Raw genomic sequence first — 26952 nt, forward strand, 5'->3', positions numbered from 1 at the left:
CAATCAGGGTCACACCAAAGTCAAATTCTGTCGATATTTTTGTTATGAAATTCATAGTCGCATTTTCCTATAATTGCTAAAATTCAAATGAACACAAATTGTCAGGGCGAGGAGGAGTAACATGGCGAAAGTGATTGTGATGTATGAAAAGCCAAAGGATCAGGAAGGGTTCGAGGAATATTACTTCAACACCCATATGCCGATAGCTGGAAAGGTTCCTCATGTAAAAAATGCGAATGTACAGCGGGTGTTATCCAATCAAAATACGGATTTGTCACTCTACTTAATAACGGAGATCGAATTTGAAAACAAAGCAGATATGAAAGAAGCGTTTAATTCTGAAGAATGGAAAGCGGTTGGAGACGATGTTCCGAACTTCATGAAATACTTAGAGAAACCACCGATTATCACCATAGTCAATTAAGAATACTTACTCTGCCAAAAATAAGAAAAGCCAAAATCAACGTGTGATTTTGGCCATTTTCCCATCAACCTCTCCCGGCTTGGAATCCTGGATATTTCGTCATGCCCCCATCGGCGATGAGTGTCGTTCCGGTGACGTAGCTTGCCTGATCCGAGGCTAGAAAAGCTGCGCAGGAAGCCACCTGTTCGGGTTCCCCGATATAGCCCATTGGAATGAGTTTCTCCACTCCTTTTTTCTTTTCAGGATCAGAAAATTTCTCGGCATTGATGGGAGTGTCAATGGCCCCGGGAGCAATATTGTTTACCCGGATTCCATCGGGTGCGAATTCTAACGCAAGACTTTCCATTAATAATTTCACTCCACCCTTACTGGCTGCATAGTGCGCAAAGTGAGGCCACGGAATGATTTCATGAACAGAAGAAACATTGATGATCGATCCTTTGATGTTATGATCGAGCATGTATTTCGCAGCTTCACGGCATCCGAGAAATGTACCTGTTAAGTTCGTGTTGATGACCCTTTGCCAATCTTCAATAGGCAGGTTTTCAGACGGAACTTCATTTTCGATTCCCGCATTATTCACGTAGATATCAAGACGGCCATACGTGTCGTGCGCAAAATGGACAAAGCCCTGAACGTCTGCTTCTTTTGACACATCACCTTGAATAATGGAGGCTGTTCCCCCTGCTTCTTCGATTTCCCTCACTAGTTCTTCCGGATTTTCATCTTCTTTGAAATAATTAATGACCACTTTGCAGCCTTCACTGGCAAATCGTTTAGCAATCGCCTTTCCTATACCTGTAGCAGCTCCGGTTATAATGACAACCTTACCTGTCAGATCTGAATACATATCCATTCCTCCTTAATCTTTCGTAAAGCCTAATAGAACACCGCCGATAATGATAAGAACACACCCTGCAATGACGAGAAGGATTTGCTTTTTGGATTTCTTTTCACCTAAGAAAAACAAACCTCCAAGAGTAGAAATCACGATTCCCGTTTGAGATAGGGAAAAGCTTGTAGCCACTCCGATCCGTGGAAGAGCCAGAAGCAATCCCAGATTCCCCGTTGCCCACATAAGACCGGTTAAAATATTGCGTATAGTATATTTTGTAAAGGGCCTATGCCTGAAAGTAATGACAACCGCCCCAATAAACATTCCAATCGCCTGTGGTAAAATGGCTTCCCAGCCGTCAATATCAAACCATCTTAAAATGACGACATAGGCTATGTATCCACAGCTGGATAGCAATAAAGTTAGTAAACCCTTTTTAAGCTGAGATTGATCATCACCCTCGGATTTTTGAGTGAATGAGGTTAATACAACACCAATAATAAGAGCTAAAACGGCCCCGCTTCCGAGGAGGATCGTCTCTGTTGTTTTCCATTCTTTAAACACTAGAACGCCGAAAAGAGTCGTTCCAATCAGCTGCATTCCCGTTGAAATCGGAACGGTTTTCGCAACTCCGATGAACTTTACACTCGCTAACTGATTGACTTGACCGACTGCCCAGAAGACGCCTGAAATGAAGCCGATCCCCCACACAAATAACGTCAATTCCGGTGATTTGATGAAGAAAATGCCTATGGCAAACAGCAAAGAACCAATGGTAATTCCAACCGTTTGGCTATAAGCATTCCCTCCAAGTTTTACACTTACAAACACAAGACTTCCCCATGCTACTGCGGGGATCAGGGCCAAAAGAATCCCTATCATACATCCACATCCTTTTTCCAACAATAGTCATAGTTTTCCTCCGAAACAAAAATTCTAGCCGTTTAGGCTAGAAAATCATAAATATTTCCCGCTCCATGATGCATACCCTTATTTTGTCCGGTATAACCTCAAGGTGAGGTGGAAATATGAAGAATGGATCATGAAGATGATTGACAAGACGTTTTAACAATTTGAACATACGAAAGGTCAGCGCATTTACATGGAGAATCCGTCTCTCGTAACGATAGCGATCCTGGATCAGCTGGGGAAAATAAAAACATTTGATCACAAAGAAGAAAGCATTGGTCTATAAACCAATGCTTTCTTCTTTGTCATTTTGTAGATGTATGTATGGGCACAATCACCCGGTTATTGTCCACATTCACAATGACATGGACATCTCTGTCGATGGAAAGATCTTTGAATCGTAATGAATATAAGCCGGTGGGATTTTTTTCAACGGATTGGATGACCACCTGTGAAAACCGGGGATCTTTCATGACTAATCTGACCGCACTACCCTCGGTTTTACTTTGTTGATCCGTCAGAAAAACCAATTGATCTGCAGAAGCTCTTCGGGGGTAGGACTCCTGGAGCTCACCATCAAACGTCACACTCACTTTTTTGCCTATCTCTATGTCATCTTTATGTAGTTTTTTATCTTTGTCTGTCTTCATGAGGGTTTGGTCATTGAAAGAAAACCAAACATCATTAATAAGCGCTTGATCGCTTTCAAGCTGGGTGACAAAGCCTATGAAATTTGCGCTGGCTTGAGATGTACTTACAGATGTTGAAGGACCACAACCGGTAAATAGAAAACAGAAACAAATGATCAGAACAGGCAAACACTTCTTCATAGACTCCCCCCTTATTAGATTAGACGAATGAGAGTATGGTTTGGTTTCACTATTTTTTGAAGAAAAGGTTATTTCCTACTTTTTCGACAAAAGATGGGAATAGTTGATAAATGACGCTCCCCATATTCATCCATCGTGGCAAATTGATTTCCCTCCTATTGGTAAAAAGGGCTTCCACGACTTTTTGAGCGACGTATGCAGGATCAAGCATAAACTTTTCTACATTCTTCACATACGTCCCGGATTCATCGGCAATGGAGAAAAAATCTGTGGCAATCGGCCCAGGATTAACCGCTGTCACCTTTACCCCGTATCTTTTGGCTTCCATTCTCAGGCTATTTGTATATCCTAACACAGCATGCTTAGAGGCAGAGTACGCACTCGACTTTGGTGAAGCGAACTTACCTGCCTGAGAGGCAATGTTAATGATATGACCAGAACCTTGTTCACGCATATAGGGAAGGACTTCTCCCGTACATGCCATGAGTCCAAGAACATTCACGTCCATCATTCCCTTCACATCCTGAAATGATGTTTCATGTGCTTCCTGGAATATTCCATACCCTGCGTTATTGATCAATGCATGGATCGGGCCAAAGTCTTTCAGGATGGCCTGGAATGTACGGGGGATTTCGTCGTAATCCGTTACATTTAACGGATACACTTCCACCTTACAATTGTATTCGGTTATAAGCCTCTCTTTTAATGCTTCAAGCAAATGGACACGGCGTGCAATCAAGGCAAGATTTCCGCCGTTTTCTGCAACTTTGATGGCCATTTGTTCTCCGATTCCTCCAGAGGCACCGGTAATCACAATGGTTTTTCCTTTTATTCTACTGTTCATTTATCGTCACATCTTTCTAGGTAAAATAATGATAGATTCCATCATCCATTTCTTTCTTTATGTAGTGAAGGGATTCCAGGTAGTCTAATTGTCCGATTGTTTCAGATAGTGTCAGACCAAGTTCTTTTCGATATACGGAAGGGAATAATGTCTTACATATGTCGAATACGGTCAGCCGGTTACCATTGATCATTTCCAGAACACCCCGTGCTCTTTCATCCTGTTTCCCTAATCGCCTCGGAATTAACCCGTGAACATCCTTAATATTGTCCCCATGACCTGTGTAGGCAAGGGAAATGGGAATATCCAATAACTTTTTCAAGGAATCATTGTATTGCAGCAATGGCTTTGAACGCTCGGTTTCCCCTTCAAACGGTGGTTCAATTAATGGATTAGGGGAAATAGTCGCGAGTATATGATCTCCGGCTATCAAAACACCATCCCTCTCCCGGTAAAAGGATAAGTGACTCTGAGCATGTCCTAACGTTTCAATGATCGTCCAATCTTCCATTCCAGGAATGGCGTCCCCTTCTCTTATTTCATTATCTAATTTTCGATTCCCCATAAATTTCAAAGGACTCTTAAATTTATGAATTGACTGGAGATACTCTTGAGGTAATCCCGATTCGATCCCCAATTGAAGGAAAAAGCGATCATACACTTCATGAAAATAGTCATCACGATGCAGCCAAAACTTGTTATACTTGTGCCCAAAAATTTTAACAGAGGGAGAGAACCGATCAAGTAAGCCGGCATGATCCGGATGATGATGGGTCAAAACGATTTGATCAATATCTTGAGGTGTATACCCCAAAAGGGACAATTGCTCGGTCAGCTGTACCCAGGCCGATTCTGTAAGAGGCCCTGCATCCACTAAGGTCAAGGCATCCCCTTTCACTAAATAAACATTCACATCCCCTACGGCAAAAGGAGTGGACAGCGTAATTTTTGCGATATTATTCACTAAGGTTGTCATATTTTCACCACATTCTTCATAATAAAAAGGGGAGGCAGCGAAGATCGGACCGACGTGCCCTTCCCGTCTAGAAATTCATTACTCTTACGTTAATAGAAAATGAATGACTCTTCATTTAATAGTGTACATTTTTTCCTAACAAATGTCATTTTTAAAATGATTGAATAGACTGAAATAAACACTTGACAAATAAGCTATCTTTCTATGATAATCACCTATAATATACGTTTACTATCGGTAAATCATTTTACATAACACTAAAAGAAAAAGCGATGATAAAGACTAGTAATGAATAGATGATGTCAGAGATCGGTGCCCACCGGCTGAAAGGCACCGTCATCCCCTCTATTTGTGAACCTGCCTTTTGAGCGTCTTAAAGCAGAACGTTTTTCCAGCGTTACATGGAAGTGAAGTGTGTTCATTTCGTCCATTGGAATGAACAAAACAAGGTGGTACCACGGAAGCAGACCCTTTCGTCCTTTATGGATGAGAGGGTCTGTTTTTTTTTCAAAAATGGAGGAGGAATGAACGAATGAAGACATTGTTTATTGGAGCAGGATCGATGGCTTACGCTTTAATGAGTGGAGCACTGAAATCAGGGGTCCTGAAGAATGAAAAAGTGCATGTTACCAATCGGGCCAACCAAGAGCGATTAAACGAAATCGTGCACGAATTCGGTGTGCGTCATGTAGAACATGATTCACCATACGACGTCGTCATTCTGGCCATGAAACCAAAAGACTTTCATGAGGCTGCAGATTCTATTAAGACCCACCTTTCAAGGAATACGATGGTCATTTCAGTTTTAGCAGGGATCACCATGGAACATATTAGCGACAAACTCACCTTTAACGGAGCCATTGCAAGAGCCATGCCCAATACGAGTGCTGCCATGGGAAAATCAGCTACGGCAGTATCGTTCAACCGGAACCTTTCTGACTCCCAGAAAGAATGGACGACAACACTATTTCAATCCGTCGGAACAGCAGTGGAAGTAGCGGAAGAACAATTAGACCTTATAACGGCCCTATCAGGCAGCGGTCCTGCTTATATCTACTATGTCGCGGAATTACTTAAGAATGCGGCAGTAGAGTTAGGTTTGCAGGAGGAACTCGCAAAAAGCCTCGTTAACCAAACGATTGCAGGGGCAAGTGCGATGCTGGAAGAATCCGGATTGGAAGCCCGGGAATTAAGGAAAAACGTGACCAGTCCAGGTGGAACGACTGAGGCAGGGATCACTAAATTGGAAGACCATCAGGTAAGAGAAGCGTTTTTCCAATGTGTCTCTTCAGCGAAAAACCGTTCTGAGGTACTTGGTAAAGAATTAAAGAAGCAGTCCTAAGCTATAACCCACCATGATTCGCAATTTTCATTATTCATTGATAAAATCAAAGCAAAAAAGAAGGTCGACAAATGATCCTCCTACTACTTCTACTATGCGCTGTTCTTATTGTCTGGATTTTTATCGGGATGGCTGTGTGGAGGGGTGTATCTACCATCTCTTCCATTGATGAGCTTTCCCATAGAACAAGTAATGGACCACTCCTATCCGTGATTGTTCCAGCTAGAAATGAAGAAGAAACGATTACAGACAGCATTCTATCTCAGCTGCAGCAGGATTATCAACAGATCCAATGGATACTCGTCAATGATCGTTCAACGGACGGGACTACGGAAAGACTCGAAGAATTAGCCGAAATGGATAGGCGAATCAGCGTAGTTCATATCGACTCACTTGAAAAGGGATGGCTAGGGAAAAATCAGGCATTATATAAAGGGTATCAGGTATCAGAAGGAGAACTCATCCTTTTCACAGATGCCGACGTCATATTTAACGATCCGAGTATCCTGACAAAAGCAGTGTCCCTGCTTCGAACACAGAAGCTGGATCACCTGACACTGGCTCCACATATTAAATCACAATCCTTCTGGTTAAAAAGCTTCGTTGCTTTTTTCTTATTCGGTTTTTCTTTTTATAAGAGACCTTGGAAAGCAAACGATCCCTCTTCTAAGGTAGGGATGGGCATCGGCGCCTTCAATCTCATCACACGATCGGCTTATGAGGAGATCGGTACTCACGAGGAGATTAAGCATATGCCCGATGATGATCTGCAACTAGGGGTCCAGCTAAAGAAACACCATAAAAAGCAGTTCTTCCTCATCGCCCTTAATTCTCTAGAAGTGGAATGGTATCGTTCCTTGAAGGAAGCCTTCAACGGATTGGAAAAAAACACATTTGCGGGTCTGCATTATTCCATGCTTCTCGTTTTGTTTGCCATGTTTGGGGTCTTCTCCTCTACTGTGCTCCCTTTCTTCACGATTTTTTCAATGGAGCCGGCCATTCGAATCGTGAGTATGTTGATACTGCTTCTCATTGGCATCACGTATTTAAAGGTAATAAAGCAAATGACGAAGGAGTCTCCCCTCCTTTTTCTTGCGTTACCTTTCACCGCCATGTTATTTATCTATTCTATCGGACGAGCTACGTTATTAACCTATAAACGAGGCGGAATCGAATGGCGTGGAACAGTTTATTCGTTTAAGGAACTGAAGCGAAAAAGGAAGTAAAGCACATTTCTTTCCGAACAAAAAAGGTGTTGTTATAATTCATGTGTAGCACTATTTAGCAACCCGAAATAAATACCACGTCATGGAAGGTGATTAAAATGAACGCAAAGCTATTTCAACCATATTCGCTTAAAGATGTAGAACTGAAGAATCGAATTGTAATGGCACCTATGTGCATGTATTCTTCCCATAACGAAGATGGAAAAGTCGAAAACTGGCATCGTACTCACTATACAAGCCGTGCAGTGGGTGGCGTCGGGCTCATCATTCAGGAAGCTACAGCTGTCACGCCCCAAGGAAGAATCTCCCCCCAAGATTTAGGGATTTGGGATGACGAACATATCGAAGGATTAAAAGAGTTAGTGGGCCTGATTAAGGAACAGGGCGCAAAGACCGGCATCCAGCTTGCTCACGCAGGAAGAAAAGCCGTCCTTGAAGGAGACATCCTTGCCCCATCTGCGATTCCATTTAATGAAGAGATGAAAACGCCCGTTGAAATGACGGCGAATGATATTAAAAAGACCATAACGGCATTCATCAAAGGTGCAGAAAGAGCGAAGAAAGCGGGATTTGATGTGATTGAAATTCATGGGGCACATGGATACCTCATCAACGAATTCCTGTCTCCGCTATCCAATAAACGTACCGACGAATACGGCGGATCAGCAGAAAACCGCTACCGCTTCCTTCATGAAGTCATTGATGGAATTCAACAAGTGTGGGACGGACCTCTCCTTGTTCGTGTTTCTGCCAAAGATTATCATGAAGAAGGATTGGACGTAGAAGACTATGTTGTGTTCGCCCAATGGATGAAAGAACAAGGAGTCGATTTAATCGACGTAAGCTCCGGTGCTCTTGTACCTGCGCGAATTCCAGTGTTCCCGGGCTATCAGGTGAAACTTGCCGAGACCATAAAAAAAGAAGCGAAGATCGATACAGGTGCAGTCGGACTGATTACAACAGGTATACAAGCCGAAGAAATTCTGCAAAACGAGCGTGCTGACCTCGTCTTACTTGCTCGTGAATTGCTTCGTGACCCATACTGGGCAAGAACGGCAGCCAAAGAGTTGGGTGTTGAGATTGAGGCGCCTAAGCAGTATGATCGCGGCTGGTAAGAAATGTTTTGTCAGACTTAATAAGAGAGTTGCATGCCGCCGGGCATGCAACTCTCTTTTCTATTCATACACTTTTTGGACCTCATACCTGAACCCTAAATAACGGTAGTTTTGTTTTTGATACATCAATCTCGGTGTATCTTCCCCATCCGCTACCAATATCACGGTCTTATCAGGGAATTGCTTCATCACAAATTGTTGAAGCCTTGCACCTATCCCCTTTTTTTGAAACGATTCATGAACCATCAGTCCATCGATTTCTGCTGTATGATCTTCAATGATCACATCCACGGATCCTGCCGGGGTCCCCTTATAGAAAGCGAGGAGCTGCATCAAACGGGGATTTTGGAAATTCCTCTTATGCATGTCGACCTTTTGATTTGCAAAGGCTTCACCATACTCTAAATCCTGACTATATTGAAATGCCAGGTACGCATCCAATTCACTGTCGGTCACCGCTTTCACTTCAATATCAGAATTATCGTCTATAGAAGGAAATTGACCAGTTTCTATACTGTATAGTTCATTAAATCCTGATTCATATCCTTCACGTGTAAAATAATCCATTAATTCCTCTGTTAGTTTTGTATCCTGGGGAAAATAAAATTTCACATGCTTTTGCCCCTTTGATTGATGAAATTCTCTTAAAAAGTGAGCAGCCTCTTTAAATTCAGCCAACGTTGGATGTTTTTTGAATTCAAGAAAATTACTATCATACCTTGTTAACATTTCTGGAAAATGAATATGTTTATAGAGATCATTCTCTCCTATTTCATGTCCTGGATTATAGATATGCTCAAATGTGATTTCCTTCATTCGTACTCCCCTTTTCCTCTATGAACTTACTCCCAGATCCGTTGAACAATTGCCCCGTCTTCTTCGACTTTTACTACATACACATCAGGATTGGAAAGGGCGAACAGCTCATCATATCCGTATTTCTCATCAAACAACCTCAAAAGCAGCGTGGTTAAGTTTCCATGACTCACGCAAACAACATGATCTTCTTCTTTTTCTAAAACGTCTTCTATAAATGACCTTGCTCTCTCCGTTGCCTGATCATTCGACTCTCCGCCTGGTAACGCAAGGGAAAAATCCTCAAAACTGTCTTTTAATTTTTCCATCCAATCAGGAAGATCGTGATCACTTAATATTCTTTCTCCTAAACGTTCATCTTCCTTTATGGTTAGTCCCGACTGACTTGCAAAGGGAGCGATTGTTTCAATGGCTCTCACAAAAGGACTGGAATAAATCGCTTGAATGGTTCGTTTTTTTAAAAAAGCAGCCAGTTGGTTCGCTTGATTTTCCCCTGTTTCCGTTAAAGGCGCATGAAACGGCTGCCCTTCCGCTTTCGCGTGACGTACGATATAAATCGTCTTCATCCCTTCCCCCCCCCTACTTCTTTAAAGGTATGACATATTCCATAAAATCCCTGGCTATATACGTATCGGGAAACACGTCCCTTGCTTCCCTCTCCAACTCTTCCCATGACTCTTTTGCATATCGAGAGGAAATATGGGTTAAAAACAGCAATTTAGCCCCTGCATCTGAAGCTGTCTCTGCTGCTTGCTTTGTCGTCGAATGGAAATACTCACGGGCCATTTCCTCCTGATCACGATTGAAGGTCGCTTCATGAATGAGTACATCTGCTGACCTTCCTAAATCGACAGCACTCGAACAAACCCTGGTGTCTCCAAGAATCGTGACAACCCGTCCTGGAATCGAAGGTCCAAGAAAGTCCTCTCCATTAAGTTCAGTGCCGTCTTCCAGCTTGACGGATTCACCCAATTTCAATTGCCTGTAGACGGGTCCAGGTTGAATACCTCTTTCCTTTAATTGATCAACTTGAAGAACACCCGGTTTATCTTTTTCAACCACACGGTATCCGAAGGTAGGCAAGGCATGATCCAGCTCCTTCGCCTCTACGAAAAATCCTTCATCTTCAAAGACGGTCCCTTCTTCGATCTCGATCACTTCAAGGGGATATAGTAGATGCGTCCGGCTGACTGATAGAGACACGTGGATATACTCCTTGATTCCCTTGGGTCCATACACCGTAAGCCGGGACTCTCCACCTTGAAAGGAGCGGCTGCCTAATAATCCTGGCAACCCATAAATATGATCCCCGTGTAAGTGGGTGATGAAAATCTTCTCTATTCTTCTTGGTTTCAAGCTAGTATGTAAAATTTGATGCTGCGTTGCTTCCCCACAATCAAAAAGCCAGACCGCACCGCGTTCTTCTAATAATTTCAAAGCAATACTGGTTACATTTCGGAGTTTAGCGGGTACTCCTGCCCCAGTTCCTAAAAATAATAGTTCCAACTTATTCACTCCTAAAATGAGCTATGCTGCCTTTATTTTAGCACATCCTACGCTTATTTACCTTTTCCTTCCCAAGAGAATGGGGGATTATTATGCTCAGTTAAACAATTGGGTTATAAGAATGAGAATTAAAGCCAACATAATGACGAAGATGTTTGTTCATAAAACGCTTTCATTTCTCCCATCAGAAAAGTCATCAGCATATAATTTGCTAATTGAACCATAAGTCTTTAAAATTAAGTAATTGTATAGGATATTAAATAAGAAGACATACATTAAAAATGCTAGCAACAAGATAAAGTGAGGTCATGACATTGAATAATTCAACTACACCATCATCTCTCATTACGATTTTTGGGGCGACTGGTGATTTAGCAAAAAGAAAGCTTTATCCATCTCTTTATCACTTGTTCCGTAAAGGGAAAATCTCAAAGCGTTTTGCCGTTGTAGGGGTAGCTCGACGTGAATGGTCGAATGAAGAGTTTCAGGAACATGTAAAAACATCGGTACATAAAGCGTTAGGCAGCAACGAAAACATAGATGAGTTCGTCTCTCATTTCTACTATCAGCCGAATGATGTTTCAAACAGCGATTCTTACAAAGCGTTGAAGAATCTTTCTGATGAGCTGGATGAAACGTATGAACTAGAAGGGAATCGCATTTTCTACTTAGCGATGGCTCCTGAATTCTTCGGTACGATTACAGAACAGCTGAAGAATCAAGGTGTAACCGATACAAAAGGTTTCCAGCGACTTGTCATTGAAAAACCATTCGGTCACGACCTCCCTTCAGCCGAAAAACTGAACAGCCAAATCAGGGAATCATTCTCTGAGGACCAAATTTACCGTATCGACCACTATCTTGGGAAAGAAATGGTTCAGAACATCGAAGTCATCCGTTTCGCCAATGCGATGTTTGAACCCCTATGGAATAATCGTTACATCTCTAACATCCAGGTCACTTCCTCCGAAGAGCTGGGTGTTGAAGATCGTGGACGCTATTACGAAAAAAGTGGGGCTCTCCGCGATATGGTTCAAAACCATCTGCTTCAAATGGTTGCTTTACTTGCCATGGAGCCTCCGATCAAATTGACGACAGACGAAATCCGCAGCGAGAAAGTCCGTGTATTACGATCCCTGCGTCCGTTTGAACATGAAGAAGTGAAAGATTATTTCGTTCGAGGTCAATATGGTTCTGGAACAACCGGTAATCAGGATCTGCCAGGTTATCGCGAAGCAGACAACGTTGATGATCAATCCAATACCGAGACTTATGTTGCAGGAAAACTGATGATCGATAACTTCCGTTGGGCTGGGGTTCCGTTCTATATCCGCACAGGAAAGAGAATGGAAACAAAGTCAACGAAAATCGTCATTCAATTCAAAGATATTCCAATGAACCTGTATTACAATCCGGACAAGCCACTGGCACCGAATTTATTGGTGATTCACATTCAGCCTGAAGAAGGAATTACTCTGCACCTAAACGTGAAAAAATCCGGACAAAACATTGAAACGACTCCAGTAAAACTAAACTTTGCCAACACCAGTGTAGACGGGATGAACACGCCGGAAGCATACGAAAAGCTTCTATTCGATTGCCTGCGCGGGGATGCAACCAACTTCACTCATTGGGATGAAGTAAAGCTGTCCTGGGCATTCGTCGATAAGATCTCTGAAGTATGGGAACAAACGCGTGATGGAGAATTCCCGAACTACGAAGCAGGATCAATGGGTCCGAAAGCAGCCGACAACCTGCTGGCTAAAGATGGCTTCTACTGGTGGCCAATTGCGAATCTAGACGTAGACCAATGCTAAGGAAGGTGTGGAAACAATGAAAATTTATGATGTAACAGCTCCAATCTTTAACGGAATGCCGGTTTATAAGAACAAACCGGAAAAACAACCTACCATCGACACAAATACGAATGGTCATGTAACAGAGTCCCGCATCTCAATGGATGTTCATACAGGAACACATGTTGATGCTCCACTTCACATGATCAACGACGGTGAAACAATCGAAACCATCGATATCGAACAGCTCGTTCGTCCTGTAAAAGTTTTTGATTTAACAAAGGTCGATGAGAAAATCAGTCTTAAAGATATCGAAGAATTAGATATTGAAGAAAATGACTTCATTCTCTTCAAAACGAAGAATTCATGGGATACCGAATTCAACTTTGAATTCATTTATGTGGCAGAAGATGCAGCAGCGCACCTTGCAGACAAGAAAATCTCAGGTGTTGGAATCGACGCTCTGGGTATTGAAAGAGCACAGGAAGGCCACCCCACTCACCGCAGCTTAATGGGAAGCGGCGTTATCATCATGGAGGGACTTCAACTGAAAGACATTGAAGCAGGCCAATACTTCATGGTTGCCGCTCCACTTAAAATCGAAAACACCGATGCGTCACCTGCACGTGTGTTGTTATTTGATGAATTGATTGGCTGAAATCCGAAAATGACTCCCTAGTATACTAGGGAGTCGTTTTTTTTGATTTGTTAAGAAGTATGCCTATTTTCTCTGCGAAATCACACTTTACACATAGCATTCTTATTAAATTGTTAATTCAAAACTCATATACTATAAGAAACATTAATAATCTTCCCAATGACATTCTGGACTTCATCCGAATGTGTGATGACAAATAAATGATCGGCTTCCCCTTCAACAGGTGCCGCTACATCCTTGAAGTAACAGTCAGTCTGCTGACGGTTCAGCACTTCTTCAAAAGTAGTAGCGTTCCTGAAGATGGTTGTACTCCGCTCACTGTTTGCTACTCTGGCTTGAAGAACCCGTTCGGCGATATCCAAATGGACGAGGATCGTAATCAATCCCTTCTGATTGAAATGCTCCAACAGCTTCAACCGTCCACTGCGGCTCAGATTCGAATTACAAAGAATGAGATGGTGTGATGTCTCATTCATGGCATAATCCACAATCGTTTGACTGATGGCATATTTGAGCGCATTTGGTCCTTCCATTGGAAGCAGACTCCTATAAAAGGTGTTGATGAATTCAGCATGATTATCCTGGTCGATTACAACGGAATTCAACAATTGTTCTTCCAGACTCTTGGCAAAGGTTGTTTTTCCGCTATGGGTTTTACCGACGGTCATGATGACTAATCTTGTCATGAATGGACCTCCAATTCATAGTTTAAACTCAATCTATAGATTCTCTTTTATCTTAGATATATAGTTTCTTAATGTTTCCTTTGTAAATCCTTGTGCTCTAGTCACTCATATAAAAATAATAAGCCTTGTACACGTCCCCAATGATCCCTTTTAATTGATGAACACCTAAGTCTGTATTGGTCATGATGACCAAAGCACTTTCCAATTGAGGATAGGCCACCACCATGCATTGAAAACCAACGCCCCAGCCAAGTGATGATATTTCGATTCCCTTGTCGTTTTGATCCAGGAAGACCCCTAGTCCGGTCCATTCCTTACCGCCTTGTGAATGGATCATTTCAGCTGCTTTACTTGACGAAAGCCTGAGTTTGCTTTCCCCTTTTAACGCATGCATGAGTTCTACCACTACAAGTGCTAGATCTGTTGGGGTTGTCCACAGTCCGGAAGCAGCAGGATACGGATAGATTGGATATTTGCCTTCCACTACTTCTCCATCACTCATATGACCACAAGAGGCATTTTGAGATGAAGGATCAAATGTGCTATTTTTCATATGTAATGGATGAAAAAGATGTTCGCTCATAACTTCGTAAAAAGGGTTCCCAGTGACATCTTCTATCAACAGTTGTATGATACAGAAGCCTGCATCAGAATAGTGAAAGTCCCTTTCAGGGGCATATTTCACTTCAATAGGGACCTTACAATAAGGGGATTTCCCTTCTAACAGGTTAACCATCGTCGGCGTACCAAACTTCGAATTAAGTTCGTTGAAGCTTCCTTCAGGATCGACTATCCCCGATTGGTGACTAAGTAAATGTCTTAAGGTAACGTTTCCATTATATTCATGTAAAGGGACCTTCCAGGATGTTAGCACATTATTCACATCCTCATCTAAATCCAGAATGCCTTGTTCCGTCAATGTCATCACCAACATCGAGGTTAGAAATTTACTGATTGAACAAGCACTGAAAATGGAATCACTTTCCACCCGTATATCCGTTCCTGCTTCCAGTATACCGCAGCATTCCGTGCTACTGATGGAGCCACCCTCAATGACTGCCATGCTTAATCCCGTTACACCATACTCTTTCATACGCTTTTGCATGTTGATCATTTGTGGTTTCATCGTAACCGTAACCCCCATCGTTCTATTAAAGTCTGTTCTGGCTCTAGTAAGCTCACCATTTAAAGTTGATGGAAACATCATTCATCGATTTCTTCCATATCATATGATCAGACCCGATACCCCAATAATCCTTCAGCCAATAGTCAGGTTCACCAAATTTCCCCTTCCATATTTTCTGTGCAAGGGCGTATCCGCTATCCAAACAGAATTCCTGGATTCCCCTGTTTAGAAAAGTAAGGAACATGACGTTTAATAGTAATGTCCCTACCCCGCGTCCTTGATAATCGGGATGCACAAACACCGTTCCGACTTCATATATCTCATTCAGTGCTCCATCTGTACAGGTGCGAATCAGTTCACTGGCAGGACCGTATTCAATGGTTCCCATAATGTCGGTTCCACCCTTTTCCGAAGCGATTAGAAAGTACCGATCCTTCCCATTGCTTTCCAAGTCACTCTTTAAATAACGTTTTTTGCTTGCAATTTCATTTTCAATGTCATCAACCATTTCCGATATCCCTTCACTGTAAAAGGTATGCTTTATGACTGTAGAAAAAAATTGATTCAGTTCTTCCTGATCTTCTATTCCTGGTCTTCTTATTTCAATGGTAGGCACTGAAAACCACTCCTTAACTGCTTTACTTATGTAATATTATGGTAACATACCATATCTATCTCATACGATGAAATTCCGATAAATGATTATTATTTGTTTTAATATATATCCTTTCAAAATAAAAACCCCTCTCCTAATAGGAAAGGGGCTATACTTATTCGATTATTTCATCCACTCAGTATGGAAAGTACCTTCTTTGTCCACGCGCTCGTACGTATGGGCACCGAAGTAATCTCGCTGAGCCTGGATCAGGTTTGCAGGCAGTGTTTCTGTACGGTAGCTATCGTAGTAAGACAGTGCCGCAGAGAAGCCAGGTACCGGTACACCATTTTGGACGGCTGCGCTGATGACTTCGCGAAGTGCATATTGGTAACTTTCTACGATCTCTTTAAAATAAGGATCTAATAGAAGGTTTGAAAGATTTGATTCACGGTCATAAGCTTCTTTGATCTTTTGCAGGAATTGAGCACGGATGATGCAACCTCCGCGGAAAATCATTGCGATATCCCCGTATTGAAGATCCCATTTGTACTCATCAGATGCAGAGCGCATTTGCGCAAATCCTTGAGCATAGGAACAGATTTTGCTCATGTAAAGAGCTTTACGGATGGATTCAACCAATGCTTTTTTATCGCCTTGGAATGGTTTCGTGTCAGGTCCTTTTAGCATTTTGCTTGCTTTCACACGTTCATCTTTAATGGCTGAAATGAAACGGGCAAAGACAGACTCGGTGATAATCGGTAAGGACACACCAAGGTCTAACGCACTCTGGCTTGTCCATTTGCCTGTACCCTTTTGTCCTGCTTTGTCCAGGATGACATCGACCATCGGCTTTCCTGTTTCCTCATCTTTCTTCGTGAAGATATCTGCTGTGATTTCGATGAGATAACTATCAAGTTCACCTTTATTCCAGTCGGCAAACACTTCATGCAGTTCCTCGGCACTTAAGCCAAGGACATTTTTCATCAGGAAGTAGGACTCAGCGATCAACTGCATATCTCCGTATTCGATGCCGTTGTGCACCATTTTCACATAGTGACCCGCGCCATCAGGACCTATATACGTCGTACAAGGGTCTCCATCGACTTTCGCTGCAATGTCTTTCAAGATGGGAGCGACAAGTTCGTACGCTTCCTTCTGTCCACCAGGCATGATAGAAGGACCAGTAAGTGCACCTTCTTCTCCACCGGAGACACCCGTTCCGATAAAGTGAATGCCTAATTCGCTTAATTCGTGATTGCGGCGGCGCGTATCTTCGAAGAACGTATTTCCTCCGTCAATCAGAATGTCCCCTTTTTCCAGGAACGGCTTTAATTGTTCAATGGTTGCATCAGTTGGATTTCCTGCTTTCACCATCAAGAGGATTTTTCTAGGTTTTTCTAGAGAATTAACGAATTCTTCAATCGTATATGTAGGAACGACATTCTTTCCTTTAGATTCGCTTATCATTTCATCCGTTTTTTTACGGGAACGATTATATACAGAAACAGAGTACCCTCTGCTCTCAATATTCCAAGCTAAGTTTTTACCCATTACGGCTAAACCGATAACACCAATTTCTTGAGACATGCCATTAACATCCTTTCATTTATAGAATACTGGTTTTTTCTTTTTAAACTATCAACATTATGTAGGAAACTCCAGTTGATCCGTTTTTCAAAAACTATTTCTCGCACTCTATTTCAATCTAACAAGAATAGTGTGGTGATGCAAATAATCCGTTTCAAGTGTTCGCTATCTACTTTAAGGTGTCCTCTTCCTTCCTGGGTCATTCACTCAGAAAATCTTTGTTGAAGCTTGTGTCCTGTTTTGAGTCAAAGGTTTTCTTCTTGTTCTTCCCTTTTATTCCTTGGGAGATGGAATCTTTCCCGAACTTTTCCTGAAGCTGTGATAAAACAGTGTAAAGTGGTTCCTTTTCTGCTACCTTTTTGTAAGAGAATAGGTCCAATTGTTCGGTTGCTTCACTCTTTTCCACTATATCCTGTGCGGTGACACCCAAAAGTCTTACGGGATCTCCATCCCAGTGCTTCAACAATAAGTCTTTAGCATAATGAAATAAATCTTCTTTTTTATATATCGGATTTTCCAGCTTCTTGCTTCTCGTAATGGTTTTTCTGAATTTATCCCTGATCATGAGCTGGATCGTCATCCCCAGAACGTCTTTCTGCTGCAGGCGTGACGACACTTTTGCACATAGTTTCTCTACAACCATTAATAGCTCGTGTTGGTTCGTTGTATCCTTTGGTAAAGTAGTGGAGTTTCCAACGCTTTTATAATCATAGATCGAATCAGGGTCCACGCTTCGCCTATCGATCCCGTTGGCACGTTCTTTGAGACGGAGACCATTGATTCCAAGCAGTGATTTCAGCTGTATATCATTGGCATGAGCGAGATCATCGCAGGTATGAATACCAAACGAATTGAGCTTTTCTGCGGTCTTCTGTCCAATGCCGTGCATCTCAATGACAGGAAGTGGCCAAAGCTTTTCAGGGATATCACGCTTTCTTAATACGGTGATTCCCATAGGTTTCTTCATGTCGGATGCAGTCTTGGCCAGGAATTTGTTAGGGGCCACCCCGATACTGCAGGGAAGATCGAGTTGACTTTTAATTTGGGATTGAATGTCTGACGCAATTTGTAACGGGGTGCCTTTTTCAAAGGAGTCCGTGATATCCAGATATCCCTCATCAATTGAGACAGGCTCCACTAATTCTGAATATTGTCTGAGGATATCAAATATTCCTTTGGAGGCTGCGCGGTAACGGTCAAAGTTAGGCGTCATGATAATGAGCTCTGGGCACAGTTTTTTGGCTTCCCAAAGAGGCATTGTCGTCTTCACTCCCAAGCTTCTCGCTTCGTAGCTGCATGTCACGATAATGCCTCGTCTCTCTTGGGGATTCCCGGCTATAGCCAATGGTTTGCCCCTCAATGTTGGGTCAAATGCCATTTCAACAGAGGCATAAAAGCTATTCATATCAACATGAAGGATCACTCGTCCGTTTTTTGGATAATGTGAGATCATTTAAATCGCGGCTTTCTTTGTCTAATTTTGATGTGTTTTTTGCTCGTTCACGTAATCCTTTATCTCTCTAATACCTTCTAAGCTCTCTACTAAAACATTGGGATCAATCTGGGTGATGAGCGAGTCTTCAAGATTGATGATTCCTGAGAAATAATTTGTTTTTGAATATGCAAGTAAACCTACGTTTGTAAAGGAGTCATCCGGTACTTCGAGAATTTCTTTCGCTTCCTTTACGACCAAACCGATCTGAATTGTTTCTGTGTGAACGACGAGTAGAAACATTCCTGTTTCTGCACCTGCACTCGTGTTATAAAGGATATTTGCTAAATCAAGGACAGGGATCAGCTCACCCCTGACTTTTACAAATCCCAGGACAAATGAAGGAAGATGAGGGATGGGCCTCACTTCTTCCACTCTTTCAATCGATACTACGTTCTCAATCGGTAGAGCATATTCCTCTTTTCCAGCATGAAATACAACTACTTTCGGCATTGTATAACGTCCCCTCTTAAAATTCTGATATGTTATGTATGCTTCTAATGTACCATATTTTAGAAAGGTTAGGTGAAAGAAGAAAATGTCCGCGTTCAAAGGGAGAACCTTTGAACGCGGACATTTGATTGTATCGACGAGCTGTCCAGCTACAGCGGCTAGAGGCTCGAGGTCATAAGTCAAACCTGCCAAAAAGGCAAAGGACGCCTTTCCGGCAGGTTCGGCTTATGCTTGTCGCCTCTGAGCAAGCCGCCTCCGTTTTTCTATTTGTCCAGCTCCGGCGGCTAGGCCCTCGAGGTCATAAGCTAAATCTGGCAAAAAGGCAAAGAACGCCTTTTCGCCAGATTCATCTTATGCTTGTCGGGCCTGATCAAGCCGCCTCCGTTTTTCTATTCCCCCGCTACTTCCTGAATGATCGCTACAACCATTTCAGAGAGCTTGTTCAGTTCTTCAACAGGCATTCTTTCACTCTTCGTGTGGATTTCTTCGTAGCCTACTGCCAGGTTGACTGTTGGTACTCCGAATCCTGCGATTACGTTTGCATCACTTCCGCCTCCGCTTGTCAGAAGTTCGCTTGGACGACCGATTTTCTTTGCGGCACGTTTCGCCACTTCTACTACTTCGTCACCGTCTTTGAACTTGAAGCCTGGATACATCACCTGTACTTCAACTTCCGCTTTTCCGCCCATTTCTTCTGCCACGGATTCAAATGCAGCTTTCATCTTTTCTACTTGTGCTTCCATTTTTTCAGGAACGAGTGAACGTGCTTCTGCAAGAATATCCGCTTGTTCGCATACGATATTCGTTGCTTTTCCACCTTCGAATCGTCCGATGTTCGCAGTCGTTTCTTCGTCGATGCGGCCAAGTGGCATTTTGGAAATCGCTTTAGCCGCAATCGTGATGGCAGAAACGCCTTTTTCAGGAGCTACACCGGCATGTGCAGTTTTTCCGTAAATCGTTGCTTTTACTTTTGCTTGTGTAGGGGCAGCCACAATGATATTTCCTACTTTGCCATCGCTATCAAGAGCGAAACCGTATTTCGCTTTTACCAGAGATGAATCCAGGGCTTTCGCTCCGACTAATCCTGATTCTTCCCCTACTGTGATGATGAACTGAATATCACCGTGAGATATATTGTTTTCTTTTAATACTCGAACAGATTCAAGCATCGTTGCAAGTCCCGCTTTATCATCGGCTCCAAGAATGGTTGTGCCGTCAGAGTAAATATAGCCATCTTCTTTAAGAGTTGGCTTAACCCCCTTTGCAGGAACAACTGTATCCATATGAGAAGTGAAGTAGATGGTATCTACGCCTTCTTTATTTCCTTTAAGAGTACAGATAAGGTTACCTGCACCATGACCGGTTTCACCCATCGTATCATCTTCGAATACGTCTACTCCAAGATCAGAGAATTTTTGTTTTAATACTTTTGCAATTTCAGCTTCTTCTTTCGTTTCTGAATCGATTTGAACCAATTCCATAAATTCATTTAGTAAACGTTCATGATTAATCATTTAGTAGACCTCCACAATATGTATTCACTTCTATAGTATAGCGTGAATAGCCTTGTTCAACAAATAGTACCTCTTTTACAATGGAATATTTCCATGCTTTTTCTTTGGTCGATCTTCCCGTTTATTTCTCATCATTTCCAATCCTTGAATCAATTTGATACGTGTTTCCCGAGGATCAATGACGTCATCGACCATTCCACGGGACGCCGCTACATATGGATTAGCGAATTTCTCACGGTATTCTTCTATTTTCTGCTCCCGAAGCTGTTCAGGATTCTCACTGGCTGCGATTTCCCTTGCAAAAATTATATTCGCAGCTCCCTGTGGACCCATGACGGCAATCTCTGCATTCGGCCAAGCAAACACCAGGTCAGCTCCGATGGATTTACTGTTGAGGGCAACATACGCCCCACCATATGCTTTTCTTAATATCACCGTCATTTTCGGGACCGTAGCTTCTGAATAGGCATATAGGATTTTCGCACCATGACGAATGATCCCTCCATGCTCCTGCTTGATGCCAGGGAAGAAGCCGGTTACATCTTCAAACGTGATTAACGGGATATTGAAGGAATCACAGAAACGGATAAAACGTGCAGCTTTGTCAGAGGAATCAATGTCCAGTCCTCCTGCCATGAATTTTGGCTGATTACAGACAAGTCCTACGACCTCTCCTTTGATTCGGGCCAGTCCTACGACGATATTTTTCGCAAATTCCTTTTGAACCTCCATAAAGCTGTCTTTATCCACAACTTCATTAATGACGGTGCGGACATCGTAGGGACGAATCGCATCAAAAGGAATAATATCTGTTAAATTAGCACGGTAATCATCTTCCTCATTCACGTCTAAACGAGGGGGCTTCTCTTCATTATTTTGAGGTAAATAAGCTAATAATTTCCGAACCTCCAGGAGAACATCTTCTTCGGTTTTCCCTCTGAAATGGGCATTCCCGCTAATGGAGTTATGGACCTTTGCCCCTCCTAAATCTTCAGAACTGATTTTTTCACCGGTGACGGTTTCGATTACTTTAGGTCCCGTGATGAACATTTGGCTTGTATCGTCCACCATAAATACAAAATCCGTGATGGCAGGTGAATAAACCGCTCCTCCCGCGCAAGGACCCATAATCACGGATATTTGTGGAATCACTCCGGAATAAATGGAGTTTCTATAGAAGATATGTCCGTATCCATCTAAAGAAACGACGCCTTCTTGAATTCTTGCACCACCTGAATCATTTAATCCAATGAAAGGCGCACCATTTTTGACTGCCAGATCCATGACATGTGAAATCTTCTTCGCATGCATTTCCCCCAATGCGCCGCCAAAAACCGTGAAATCCTGAGAAAATAAGTAGATGGGATTTCCGTTTACTTTCCCATAACCTGTAACGACTCCATCTCCTGGTCCTTGAACCCCGTCCAGTCCGAAGTCTGAACAGCGATGCTCAATGAATGGATTAAGCTCGACAAAGCTGCCCGGATCCACTAAAATATCGATTCGTTCTCTGGCAGTCAATTTTCCTTTTTCGTGCTGCTTATCTATTTTTTTATCTCCGCCGCCTAATTCTACTTCTCTTCTGCGATCATACAATTCATTAATCTTTTCATAGATATCCATTATGTTACTCCCCTTTGATGTTTGATTTATCACATAGTTCATATAGTACACCGTGAGCCGACTTTGGATGCATGAAGGCAACAGCAGCCCCTAAAGCACCAGGTTTTGGTGTTTCGTTGATCATCCTGACTCCTTTGGCTTGCAGTTCCTTGATCCGTTCTTCAATTCCTTCAACACCAAAGGCAATATGATGAATGCCTTCTCCCTTTTTCTCAATGAATGTGGCAATCGGACTATCCTTATGTAGTGGTTCAAGTAACTCAAGCTTAATATTCCCACCATCAATAAATGCTACTTTCACACCTTGATTTCCCACTTCTTCGATCTTGACGAGTGAAAGCCCAAGAGTATCTTCGTAAAATGGAAGAACACTGTCTATTGATGATACTGCTATTCCGATATGGTCTACCTTTTTCATCCCTATCATCCCCCTGTTGTTTACATGTTCCACCCGTATAGTATTCGATAAACGGTGTCGAATTCCCTCCTAATACGGCGAATAATTAAAGCGTTTTCTTTTATACCAATGGTTGTTTTCTCTCCCTATTCACGATAAAATAGAGTTGAAAATCGCCTCTATAAGGTGAGATGAAGAATGGAGAGATACAATGGGTAATAAAAAATTACAAAAAATAATTGTATTTGTCATGTTGTTTGCGATGATTGCATCGACAATCATGGCGGGACTGACTTTCTTATTATAATAGAAAACAAAGGATCTGCTAATCGACCGGGTCGATTAGCAGATCCTTTTTATTTTATCGCACCATGTTCTTTTCCCAGCTGATGGAAGCTTTTGTTCGTTTTGACGACCAGCACTTTTGTTCCGACCGGCACCTGATCAAACAGATACTCAACATGTTTATTATGCATCCGAATACACCCATTTGATATATATTTCCCAATGCTTGAAGGTTGATTCGTACCATGGATTCCATAGATCCTTCCGTCTGTTCCCTTGGCGTCAAAGCCGATCCATCTCGATCCCAATGGATTCCTTGGATCTCCCCCAGGAATATTCTTCTTACGGTAATAAGGGTTCTTGGCTTTGACTGTTACATTAAATAGTCCTTCCGGGGTGAGGGTCGTCGTTTTCCCTGTTGCTACCGGAAATGTGCGCTGGATCTTTCCATCGTCGATATAGGCTAATTGATTGCTTTCCTTGTTCACGATAATAAACGGATCTCCGGGCAGTGGATTCCTGCCCAGTGGCCATATCGGAGAAGCGAACAAGATAATGGCAAGAAGTATACGCATCCTATCACCTTTTTCGTGTTTTAGGTGTAGTGTACTTCTCTTTGATCACTTTCATCCTTCTTTATTCCTTTAAACGAGCTTTTCAGTAGAAGATACTGTTCCATCTCCTGGACGAACTGATAAAGGGCTGCACGGGTTTCGAACTCTTCCCTCGTCTTCGGTAAATCCATTTGCTCGAACTCCACTTTCATATCGTACAATTTTTTCAGATAAAACAGGGCCGTGTTTCCCGGGTGTATGTGATCGCTAAGCTCATCCAGGAATTCTGCAATCCGATGTCCCTGCTCCACCGTTAATGAGATCGATGTCGCAATCGGTAAGATACGTTGTAGGATTTCGAACTGTTTTTCCCTCATTTTAAAATACAAATAATATAAGTTCTCATGACGTAAAAAGTGATTTTCAACATCTTTGAATGCTATTGTCTTCGCTTCTTTAAGTAATTGTTCTGTTTCAGTGATTTCTTTACCATCCCATTGGCTGTCATTTGTTCGCAGGTAGTTGATCATTTCACAAAAGATTTTATAGAAATTGGCTTCAATCTTTTCTTGATATTCGATCATCTTTTTATCTACACTCGGCATATAAAGGTTCATGATAAGAGCAATCCCGATCCCGATCACAATGATGCCTAATTCATTCTCGAAAAGCCCGGGGGTCACCTTACCTGCTGAATAAATATGTAAAATGATAACGGAACTGGTGACAATCCCTTCTTTGATATTCAGGGCTACCGTGATTGGAATGAACACAAGTAATAACAAGCCGATTACGGCAGGGTGATAGGCAATGAATTCAAAGAACGCAGCCGAAATCACCATGGCGATCACACAGGCCAGGAAACGGCTCCATGACGCATTCACCGATTTCTTCTTCGTGTTCTGAATGCAAAGAATCGTCAAAATGCCAGCAGATACAAAGTTATCCAGCTGGAACCACTGTGCAATGCTGATTGCAACTGCAGTGCCGATCCCAGTTTTAAGTGTTCGATACCCGATTCGAAACATTCATATTTCTCCTAACTCTTTCTTTATTAGCTTCTTTAGAATACCATAATTCCCCTTGAACATAAAAAAGGAGGATTAACGAAACTGTTCGCTAATCCTTCCATCGTTTACAGTATTTTCTCTAAGAATTCTTTTCCCCGGTCGCTTTGCGGGTTCGAGAAAAACGGAAGAGGCTCTCCTTCTTCCACGATCTTTCCATCATCCATGAATAAGACTCTGTCTGCCACCTCTCTGGCAAAGCCCATTTCATGGGTTACAATGATCATTGTCATCCCTGAATGAGCAAGTGACTTCATGACTTCCAGCACCTCTTTGACCATTTCAGGATCCAGTGCAGATGTCGGTTCGTCAAACAACATCACTTTCGGTTCCATGGCAAGTGCCCTTGCAATGGCTACACGCTGCTTTTGGCCACCTGATAAACGGTTAGGGTACTCATCACTTTTTTCTTTCAAACCGACTTTTGTTAGAAGGTCCGTCCCTAATTTTTTAGCTTCTGTTTTGTTTAGGCCCTTCACTTTCACTGGAGCGTAGATCACGTTTTCCAACGCTGTCATATGAGGAAAGAGATGAAAATGTTGAAATACCATGCCTATATCTTGTCTCACTTTGCTTATAATTTTGCCTTTCACAACAGCTTCTTCAAAGTATATCGATCCTGAAGTTGGTTCCTCTAAATAATTCAGGCAGCGGAGCAGAGTGGACTTCCCAGAACCGGAAGGACCGATCAATGCTACAACCTCCCCTTTTTCTACGGAGAAATCGATCCCTTTTAATACTTGAAGCTTACCAAACGACTTTGTAATCTTTTCTGCTTTAATCATTTCCACGTAGTCTCCCTTCCAGCGCTTTTCCCAATAAGGTTAGAACCATGACAAGCACATAATAGATCAGTCCGGCAAATAATAGTGGTTCGAAAAAGGAATACAAATCACTACCTACCATATACGAACGTCTCATCACATCGGCTGCCCCGATAACAGTGACGATGGCAGATTCCTTCGTAAGGGTGATGAATTCGTTCATTAAGGCAGGCAAGATGTTTTTAATGGCCTGAGGCAGGATCACATCTTTCATCATCAAACGATATGGAACCCCAAGGGCCATGGCCGCTTCCTTTTGCCCTTTATCCACTGCATTGATCCCCGCACGGATGATCTCGGAAATATAGGCAGCTGAATTAAGGGAAAAAGAAAGGATCGCTGCTGTATACGGTTCGATCTGAGTTCCAAAAAGCTGAGGCGAGCCATAAAAGATGATCATCAATTGCAGAACTAAAGGAGTCCCCCGAAAAACCGATGTATAAATATCTGCAAGTAATGTTAAAGGTTTGATGGAACTTATTTTACAAAGAGCAAGCAGAATACCGAATAGGAATCCAAGTATTCCTGCTAACCCGACAATTTTAAGAGTGACCTTCAATCCTTCCAAAATAAAAGGAATCGAAGGGATCAGTTGTTGAAAATCAAGTGGCATTGTATTCTCCTCCAATCGTGCTGTTAAATAGGAAGGGCTAACCGATGATGGGTTAGCCCTTCTATCAATCTACTGTTCTCCGTTAAACCACTTTTCAGCCAGTTTATCCAATTCTCCATTTTCCTCGAGCTTTTTCAATGCATCGTTGAATTCGCTTGTAAGCTCACTATCCTTTGGAAGTGCAACGGCAGAACCGGCTTCTTCTTCGTTCACGTCCATTGTATTTCCTTGAAGTTCTTTATTTTTATCCAAATACCCATTTGCTACGGTATTTTCGATGATAATGGCATCAAAACGTCCATTTTGCAGATCCTGTATCAGCTCAGGAATACGATCACGGGTCTCTACTTTTAATGGGATGGATGTGGAAAGTTCTTCTGCAGCTTCCTGTTGGATGGAACCTAACTGAACGCCAACCGTTTTCCCATCAAGATCCTTTTCGCTTTCAATTCCGCTTTCTTTAGTTGAGATGATCATATCCTTGGCAGTGTAATAAACATCACTGAAGTCAACATTCTTTTGTCGTTCTGGGGTAGGGGTCATAGCTGAAAGCACAAAGTCCACCTGGCCGGTTTTAAGTGCTGAAATTAAACCGCTGAACTCCATATCTTTGATCTCGATTTCATACCCAAGTTCATCTGCCAGCATCTGAGCCAAGTCAATGTCGTACCCGATAAATTCATCACTGTTTGCCGTATCGACGTATTCAAATGGTTTATAGTCCGCAGAGGTACCCATGATCAGTTTTTTTGATTCTCCTGAAGCGGTTCCTGCATTCTCTTCTCCTGCACCACACGCTGCAAGAGTAGTAGAAACGATTAATACTAATATTAGAGATAATATCTTTTTCAATGTA

Annotated in this window: 29 protein-coding genes; 7 read left to right on the forward strand and 22 right to left on the reverse strand. The window is 42.3% G+C overall.

Annotation, left to right across the window (positions count from 1 at the left end; genetic code table 11):
* Positions 1–121: 121 nt before the first annotated feature.
* On the forward strand, positions 122–424 hold the full coding sequence (locus Q1B03_RS03340) for an EthD family reductase (protein WP_299738184.1): 303 nt from the start codon (positions 122–124) through the stop codon (positions 422–424).
* Positions 425–488: 64 nt separating this feature from the next.
* Here Q1B03_RS03340 and Q1B03_RS03345 read toward each other — a convergent pair whose 3' ends face one another.
* The 5 genes from Q1B03_RS03345 to Q1B03_RS03365 form a co-directional block, all read right to left on the reverse strand.
* Entirely contained in the window at positions 489–1274 is a 786-nt protein-coding gene (locus Q1B03_RS03345; protein ID WP_299738186.1) for a glucose-1-dehydrogenase, read from the reverse strand.
* A gap of 12 nt (positions 1275–1286) precedes the next feature.
* Entirely contained in the window at positions 1287–2138 is an 852-nt protein-coding gene (locus Q1B03_RS03350) for a GRP family sugar transporter (RefSeq protein WP_299739592.1), read from the reverse strand.
* A 335-nt stretch (positions 2139–2473) separates the two neighbouring features.
* On the reverse strand, positions 2474–2998 hold the full coding sequence (locus Q1B03_RS03355; protein ID WP_299738188.1) for a DUF3221 domain-containing protein: 525 nt from the start codon (positions 2996–2998) through the stop codon (positions 2474–2476).
* Between the two features lie 49 nt (positions 2999–3047).
* On the reverse strand, positions 3048–3842 hold the full coding sequence (locus Q1B03_RS03360) for an SDR family oxidoreductase (RefSeq protein ID WP_299738190.1): 795 nt from the start codon (positions 3840–3842) through the stop codon (positions 3048–3050).
* Positions 3843–3858: 16 nt separating this feature from the next.
* Positions 3859–4818, reverse strand: a complete 960-nt coding sequence (locus tag Q1B03_RS03365; protein ID WP_299738191.1) for an MBL fold metallo-hydrolase — start codon at positions 4816–4818, stop codon at positions 3859–3861.
* 532 nt (positions 4819–5350) lie between these two features.
* On the opposite strand from Q1B03_RS03365, the gene proC reads away from it, so the two are divergent.
* From proC to namA, 3 genes are all read left to right on the forward strand, one after another.
* On the forward strand, positions 5351–6160 hold the full coding sequence (gene proC, locus Q1B03_RS03370; RefSeq protein ID WP_299738193.1) for a pyrroline-5-carboxylate reductase: 810 nt from the start codon (positions 5351–5353) through the stop codon (positions 6158–6160).
* Between the two features lie 71 nt (positions 6161–6231).
* The gene (locus Q1B03_RS03375; RefSeq protein ID WP_299738195.1) at positions 6232–7386 is read left to right on the forward strand and encodes a glycosyltransferase; all 1155 of its coding nucleotides are present in this window, start codon (positions 6232–6234) and stop codon (positions 7384–7386) included.
* 98 nt (positions 7387–7484) lie between these two features.
* A complete protein-coding gene (namA, locus tag Q1B03_RS03380) occupies positions 7485–8501 on the forward strand; it encodes an NADPH dehydrogenase NamA (RefSeq protein ID WP_299738197.1) in 1017 nt (338 codons plus the stop codon).
* 60 nt (positions 8502–8561) lie between these two features.
* On the opposite strand, the gene Q1B03_RS03385 is transcribed toward namA, so the two are convergent.
* Genes Q1B03_RS03385 through rnz form a run of 3 tightly spaced genes read right to left on the reverse strand, consistent with a single transcriptional unit; the run spans position 8562 to position 10823 of the window.
* The gene (locus Q1B03_RS03385; protein WP_299738199.1) at positions 8562–9317 is read right to left on the reverse strand and encodes a GNAT family N-acetyltransferase; all 756 of its coding nucleotides are present in this window, start codon (positions 9315–9317) and stop codon (positions 8562–8564) included.
* 26 nt (positions 9318–9343) lie between these two features.
* Complete coding sequence (locus tag Q1B03_RS03390; RefSeq protein ID WP_299738201.1) at positions 9344–9883, reverse strand: histidine phosphatase family protein; 540 nt, start codon at positions 9881–9883, stop codon at positions 9344–9346.
* A 13-nt stretch (positions 9884–9896) separates the two neighbouring features.
* Entirely contained in the window at positions 9897–10823 is a 927-nt protein-coding gene (rnz, locus tag Q1B03_RS03395) for a ribonuclease Z (protein ID WP_299738203.1), read from the reverse strand.
* Between the two features lie 308 nt (positions 10824–11131).
* Between rnz and zwf the strand changes: the two genes are divergently transcribed.
* On the forward strand, positions 11132–12640 hold the full coding sequence (gene zwf / locus Q1B03_RS03400; protein ID WP_299738204.1) for a glucose-6-phosphate dehydrogenase: 1509 nt from the start codon (positions 11132–11134) through the stop codon (positions 12638–12640).
* A 16-nt stretch (positions 12641–12656) separates the two neighbouring features.
* Entirely contained in the window at positions 12657–13277 is a 621-nt protein-coding gene (locus Q1B03_RS03405; RefSeq protein WP_299738206.1) for a cyclase family protein, read from the forward strand.
* Between the two features lie 125 nt (positions 13278–13402).
* On the opposite strand, the gene Q1B03_RS03410 is transcribed toward Q1B03_RS03405, so the two are convergent.
* The 9 genes from Q1B03_RS03410 to mce form a co-directional block, all read right to left on the reverse strand.
* A complete protein-coding gene (locus Q1B03_RS03410; protein WP_299738208.1) occupies positions 13403–13963 on the reverse strand; it encodes an ATP-binding protein in 561 nt (186 codons plus the stop codon).
* Positions 13964–14060: 97 nt separating this feature from the next.
* Positions 14061–15089 (reverse strand): serine hydrolase, encoded by a 1029-nt coding sequence (locus Q1B03_RS03415; protein ID WP_299739594.1) that lies wholly within the window; start codon positions 15087–15089, stop codon positions 14061–14063.
* A gap of 52 nt (positions 15090–15141) precedes the next feature.
* Complete coding sequence (locus Q1B03_RS03420; RefSeq protein WP_299738210.1) at positions 15142–15705, reverse strand: GNAT family N-acetyltransferase; 564 nt, start codon at positions 15703–15705, stop codon at positions 15142–15144.
* A 162-nt stretch (positions 15706–15867) separates the two neighbouring features.
* Positions 15868–17274 carry an NADP-dependent phosphogluconate dehydrogenase gene (gene gndA / locus Q1B03_RS03425; RefSeq protein WP_299738212.1) on the reverse strand — a complete coding sequence of 469 codons (1407 nt, stop codon included), beginning with the start codon at positions 17272–17274 and terminating at the stop codon, positions 15868–15870.
* A 199-nt stretch (positions 17275–17473) separates the two neighbouring features.
* A complete protein-coding gene (locus Q1B03_RS03430) occupies positions 17474–18727 on the reverse strand; it encodes a DNA polymerase IV (RefSeq protein WP_299738233.1) in 1254 nt (417 codons plus the stop codon).
* 21 nt (positions 18728–18748) lie between these two features.
* Positions 18749–19219 (reverse strand): chemotaxis protein CheW, encoded by a 471-nt coding sequence (locus Q1B03_RS03435; RefSeq protein WP_299738235.1) that lies wholly within the window; start codon positions 19217–19219, stop codon positions 18749–18751.
* Positions 19220–19608: 389 nt separating this feature from the next.
* On the reverse strand, positions 19609–20733 hold the full coding sequence (locus Q1B03_RS03440; RefSeq protein WP_299738237.1) for a tripeptidase T: 1125 nt from the start codon (positions 20731–20733) through the stop codon (positions 19609–19611).
* Between the two features lie 75 nt (positions 20734–20808).
* Positions 20809–22356, reverse strand: coding sequence for an acyl-CoA carboxylase subunit beta (locus Q1B03_RS03445; RefSeq protein ID WP_299738239.1), 1548 nt, complete (start codon positions 22354–22356; stop codon positions 20809–20811).
* 4 nt (positions 22357–22360) lie between these two features.
* The gene (mce, locus tag Q1B03_RS03450; protein WP_299738240.1) at positions 22361–22774 is read right to left on the reverse strand and encodes a methylmalonyl-CoA epimerase; all 414 of its coding nucleotides are present in this window, start codon (positions 22772–22774) and stop codon (positions 22361–22363) included.
* 190 nt (positions 22775–22964) lie between these two features.
* Here mce and prli42 point away from each other — a divergent pair, with 190 nt between their 5' ends.
* Complete coding sequence (prli42, locus tag Q1B03_RS03455; protein WP_148969555.1) at positions 22965–23060, forward strand: stressosome-associated protein Prli42; 96 nt, start codon at positions 22965–22967, stop codon at positions 23058–23060.
* Between the two features lie 49 nt (positions 23061–23109).
* On the opposite strand, the gene Q1B03_RS03460 is transcribed toward prli42, so the two are convergent.
* From Q1B03_RS03460 to Q1B03_RS03480, 5 genes are all read right to left on the reverse strand, one after another.
* Positions 23110–23613 carry a L,D-transpeptidase gene (locus tag Q1B03_RS03460; protein WP_299738245.1) on the reverse strand — a complete coding sequence of 168 codons (504 nt, stop codon included), beginning with the start codon at positions 23611–23613 and terminating at the stop codon, positions 23110–23112.
* Positions 23614–23633: 20 nt separating this feature from the next.
* A complete protein-coding gene (locus Q1B03_RS03465; RefSeq protein WP_299738247.1) occupies positions 23634–24620 on the reverse strand; it encodes an aromatic acid exporter family protein in 987 nt (328 codons plus the stop codon).
* Between the two features lie 107 nt (positions 24621–24727).
* A complete protein-coding gene (locus Q1B03_RS03470) occupies positions 24728–25444 on the reverse strand; it encodes an amino acid ABC transporter ATP-binding protein (RefSeq protein WP_299738249.1) in 717 nt (238 codons plus the stop codon).
* The gene (locus tag Q1B03_RS03475; protein WP_299738251.1) at positions 25437–26096 is read right to left on the reverse strand and encodes an amino acid ABC transporter permease; all 660 of its coding nucleotides are present in this window, start codon (positions 26094–26096) and stop codon (positions 25437–25439) included. Before Q1B03_RS03475 ends, Q1B03_RS03470 begins: the two co-directional genes overlap by 8 nt.
* Before the next feature lie 69 nt (positions 26097–26165).
* Positions 26166–26948 carry a transporter substrate-binding domain-containing protein gene (locus Q1B03_RS03480; RefSeq protein WP_299738253.1) on the reverse strand — a complete coding sequence of 261 codons (783 nt, stop codon included), beginning with the start codon at positions 26946–26948 and terminating at the stop codon, positions 26166–26168.
* Positions 26949–26952: the final 4 nt, after the last annotated feature.

Source organism: uncultured Rossellomorea sp., from assembly GCF_947488365.1.
GTDB lineage: Bacteria > Bacillota > Bacilli > Bacillales > Bacillaceae_B > Rossellomorea.

What these genes read in the sequence shown, in the direction of transcription:
- Q1B03_RS03405 (WP_299738206.1), top strand. Translation starts at nt 12,657, where the DNA reads ATGAAAATTTATGATGTAACAGCTCCAATCTTTAACGGAATGCCGGTT.
- Q1B03_RS03430 (WP_299738233.1), bottom strand. Translation starts at nt 18,727, where the DNA reads ATGATCTCACATTATCCAAAAAACGGACGAGTGATCCTTCATGTTGAT.
- Q1B03_RS03470 (WP_299738249.1), bottom strand. Translation starts at nt 25,444, where the DNA reads ATGATTAAAGCAGAAAAGATTACAAAGTCGTTTGGTAAGCTTCAAGTA.
- prli42 (WP_148969555.1), top strand. Translation starts at nt 22,965, where the DNA reads ATGGGTAATAAAAAATTACAAAAAATAATTGTATTTGTCATGTTGTTT.
- Q1B03_RS03355 (WP_299738188.1), bottom strand. Translation starts at nt 2,998, where the DNA reads ATGAAGAAGTGTTTGCCTGTTCTGATCATTTGTTTCTGTTTTCTATTT.
- Q1B03_RS03375 (WP_299738195.1), top strand. Translation starts at nt 6,232, where the DNA reads ATGATCCTCCTACTACTTCTACTATGCGCTGTTCTTATTGTCTGGATT.
- Q1B03_RS03440 (WP_299738237.1), bottom strand. Translation starts at nt 20,733, where the DNA reads ATGATTAATCATGAACGTTTACTAAATGAATTTATGGAATTGGTTCAA.
- Q1B03_RS03410 (WP_299738208.1), bottom strand. Translation starts at nt 13,963, where the DNA reads ATGACAAGATTAGTCATCATGACCGTCGGTAAAACCCATAGCGGAAAA.
- namA (WP_299738197.1), top strand. Translation starts at nt 7,485, where the DNA reads ATGAACGCAAAGCTATTTCAACCATATTCGCTTAAAGATGTAGAACTG.
- gndA (WP_299738212.1), bottom strand. Translation starts at nt 17,274, where the DNA reads ATGTCTCAAGAAATTGGTGTTATCGGTTTAGCCGTAATGGGTAAAAAC.
- Q1B03_RS03340 (WP_299738184.1), top strand. Translation starts at nt 122, where the DNA reads ATGGCGAAAGTGATTGTGATGTATGAAAAGCCAAAGGATCAGGAAGGG.
- mce (WP_299738240.1), bottom strand. Translation starts at nt 22,774, where the DNA reads ATGAAAAAGGTAGACCATATCGGAATAGCAGTATCATCAATAGACAGT.
- Q1B03_RS03445 (WP_299738239.1), bottom strand. Translation starts at nt 22,356, where the DNA reads ATGGATATCTATGAAAAGATTAATGAATTGTATGATCGCAGAAGAGAA.
- proC (WP_299738193.1), top strand. Translation starts at nt 5,351, where the DNA reads ATGAAGACATTGTTTATTGGAGCAGGATCGATGGCTTACGCTTTAATG.
- Q1B03_RS03415 (WP_299739594.1), bottom strand. Translation starts at nt 15,089, where the DNA reads ATGAAACCACAAATGATCAACATGCAAAAGCGTATGAAAGAGTATGGT.
- Q1B03_RS03345 (WP_299738186.1), bottom strand. Translation starts at nt 1,274, where the DNA reads ATGTATTCAGATCTGACAGGTAAGGTTGTCATTATAACCGGAGCTGCT.
- Q1B03_RS03385 (WP_299738199.1), bottom strand. Translation starts at nt 9,317, where the DNA reads ATGAAGGAAATCACATTTGAGCATATCTATAATCCAGGACATGAAATA.
- Q1B03_RS03390 (WP_299738201.1), bottom strand. Translation starts at nt 9,883, where the DNA reads ATGAAGACGATTTATATCGTACGTCACGCGAAAGCGGAAGGGCAGCCG.
- Q1B03_RS03360 (WP_299738190.1), bottom strand. Translation starts at nt 3,842, where the DNA reads ATGAACAGTAGAATAAAAGGAAAAACCATTGTGATTACCGGTGCCTCT.
- zwf (WP_299738204.1), top strand. Translation starts at nt 11,132, where the DNA reads ATGACATTGAATAATTCAACTACACCATCATCTCTCATTACGATTTTT.
- Q1B03_RS03475 (WP_299738251.1), bottom strand. Translation starts at nt 26,096, where the DNA reads ATGCCACTTGATTTTCAACAACTGATCCCTTCGATTCCTTTTATTTTG.
- Q1B03_RS03460 (WP_299738245.1), bottom strand. Translation starts at nt 23,613, where the DNA reads ATGCGTATACTTCTTGCCATTATCTTGTTCGCTTCTCCGATATGGCCA.
- Q1B03_RS03435 (WP_299738235.1), bottom strand. Translation starts at nt 19,219, where the DNA reads ATGCCGAAAGTAGTTGTATTTCATGCTGGAAAAGAGGAATATGCTCTA.
- Q1B03_RS03365 (WP_299738191.1), bottom strand. Translation starts at nt 4,818, where the DNA reads ATGACAACCTTAGTGAATAATATCGCAAAAATTACGCTGTCCACTCCT.
- Q1B03_RS03465 (WP_299738247.1), bottom strand. Translation starts at nt 24,620, where the DNA reads ATGTTTCGAATCGGGTATCGAACACTTAAAACTGGGATCGGCACTGCA.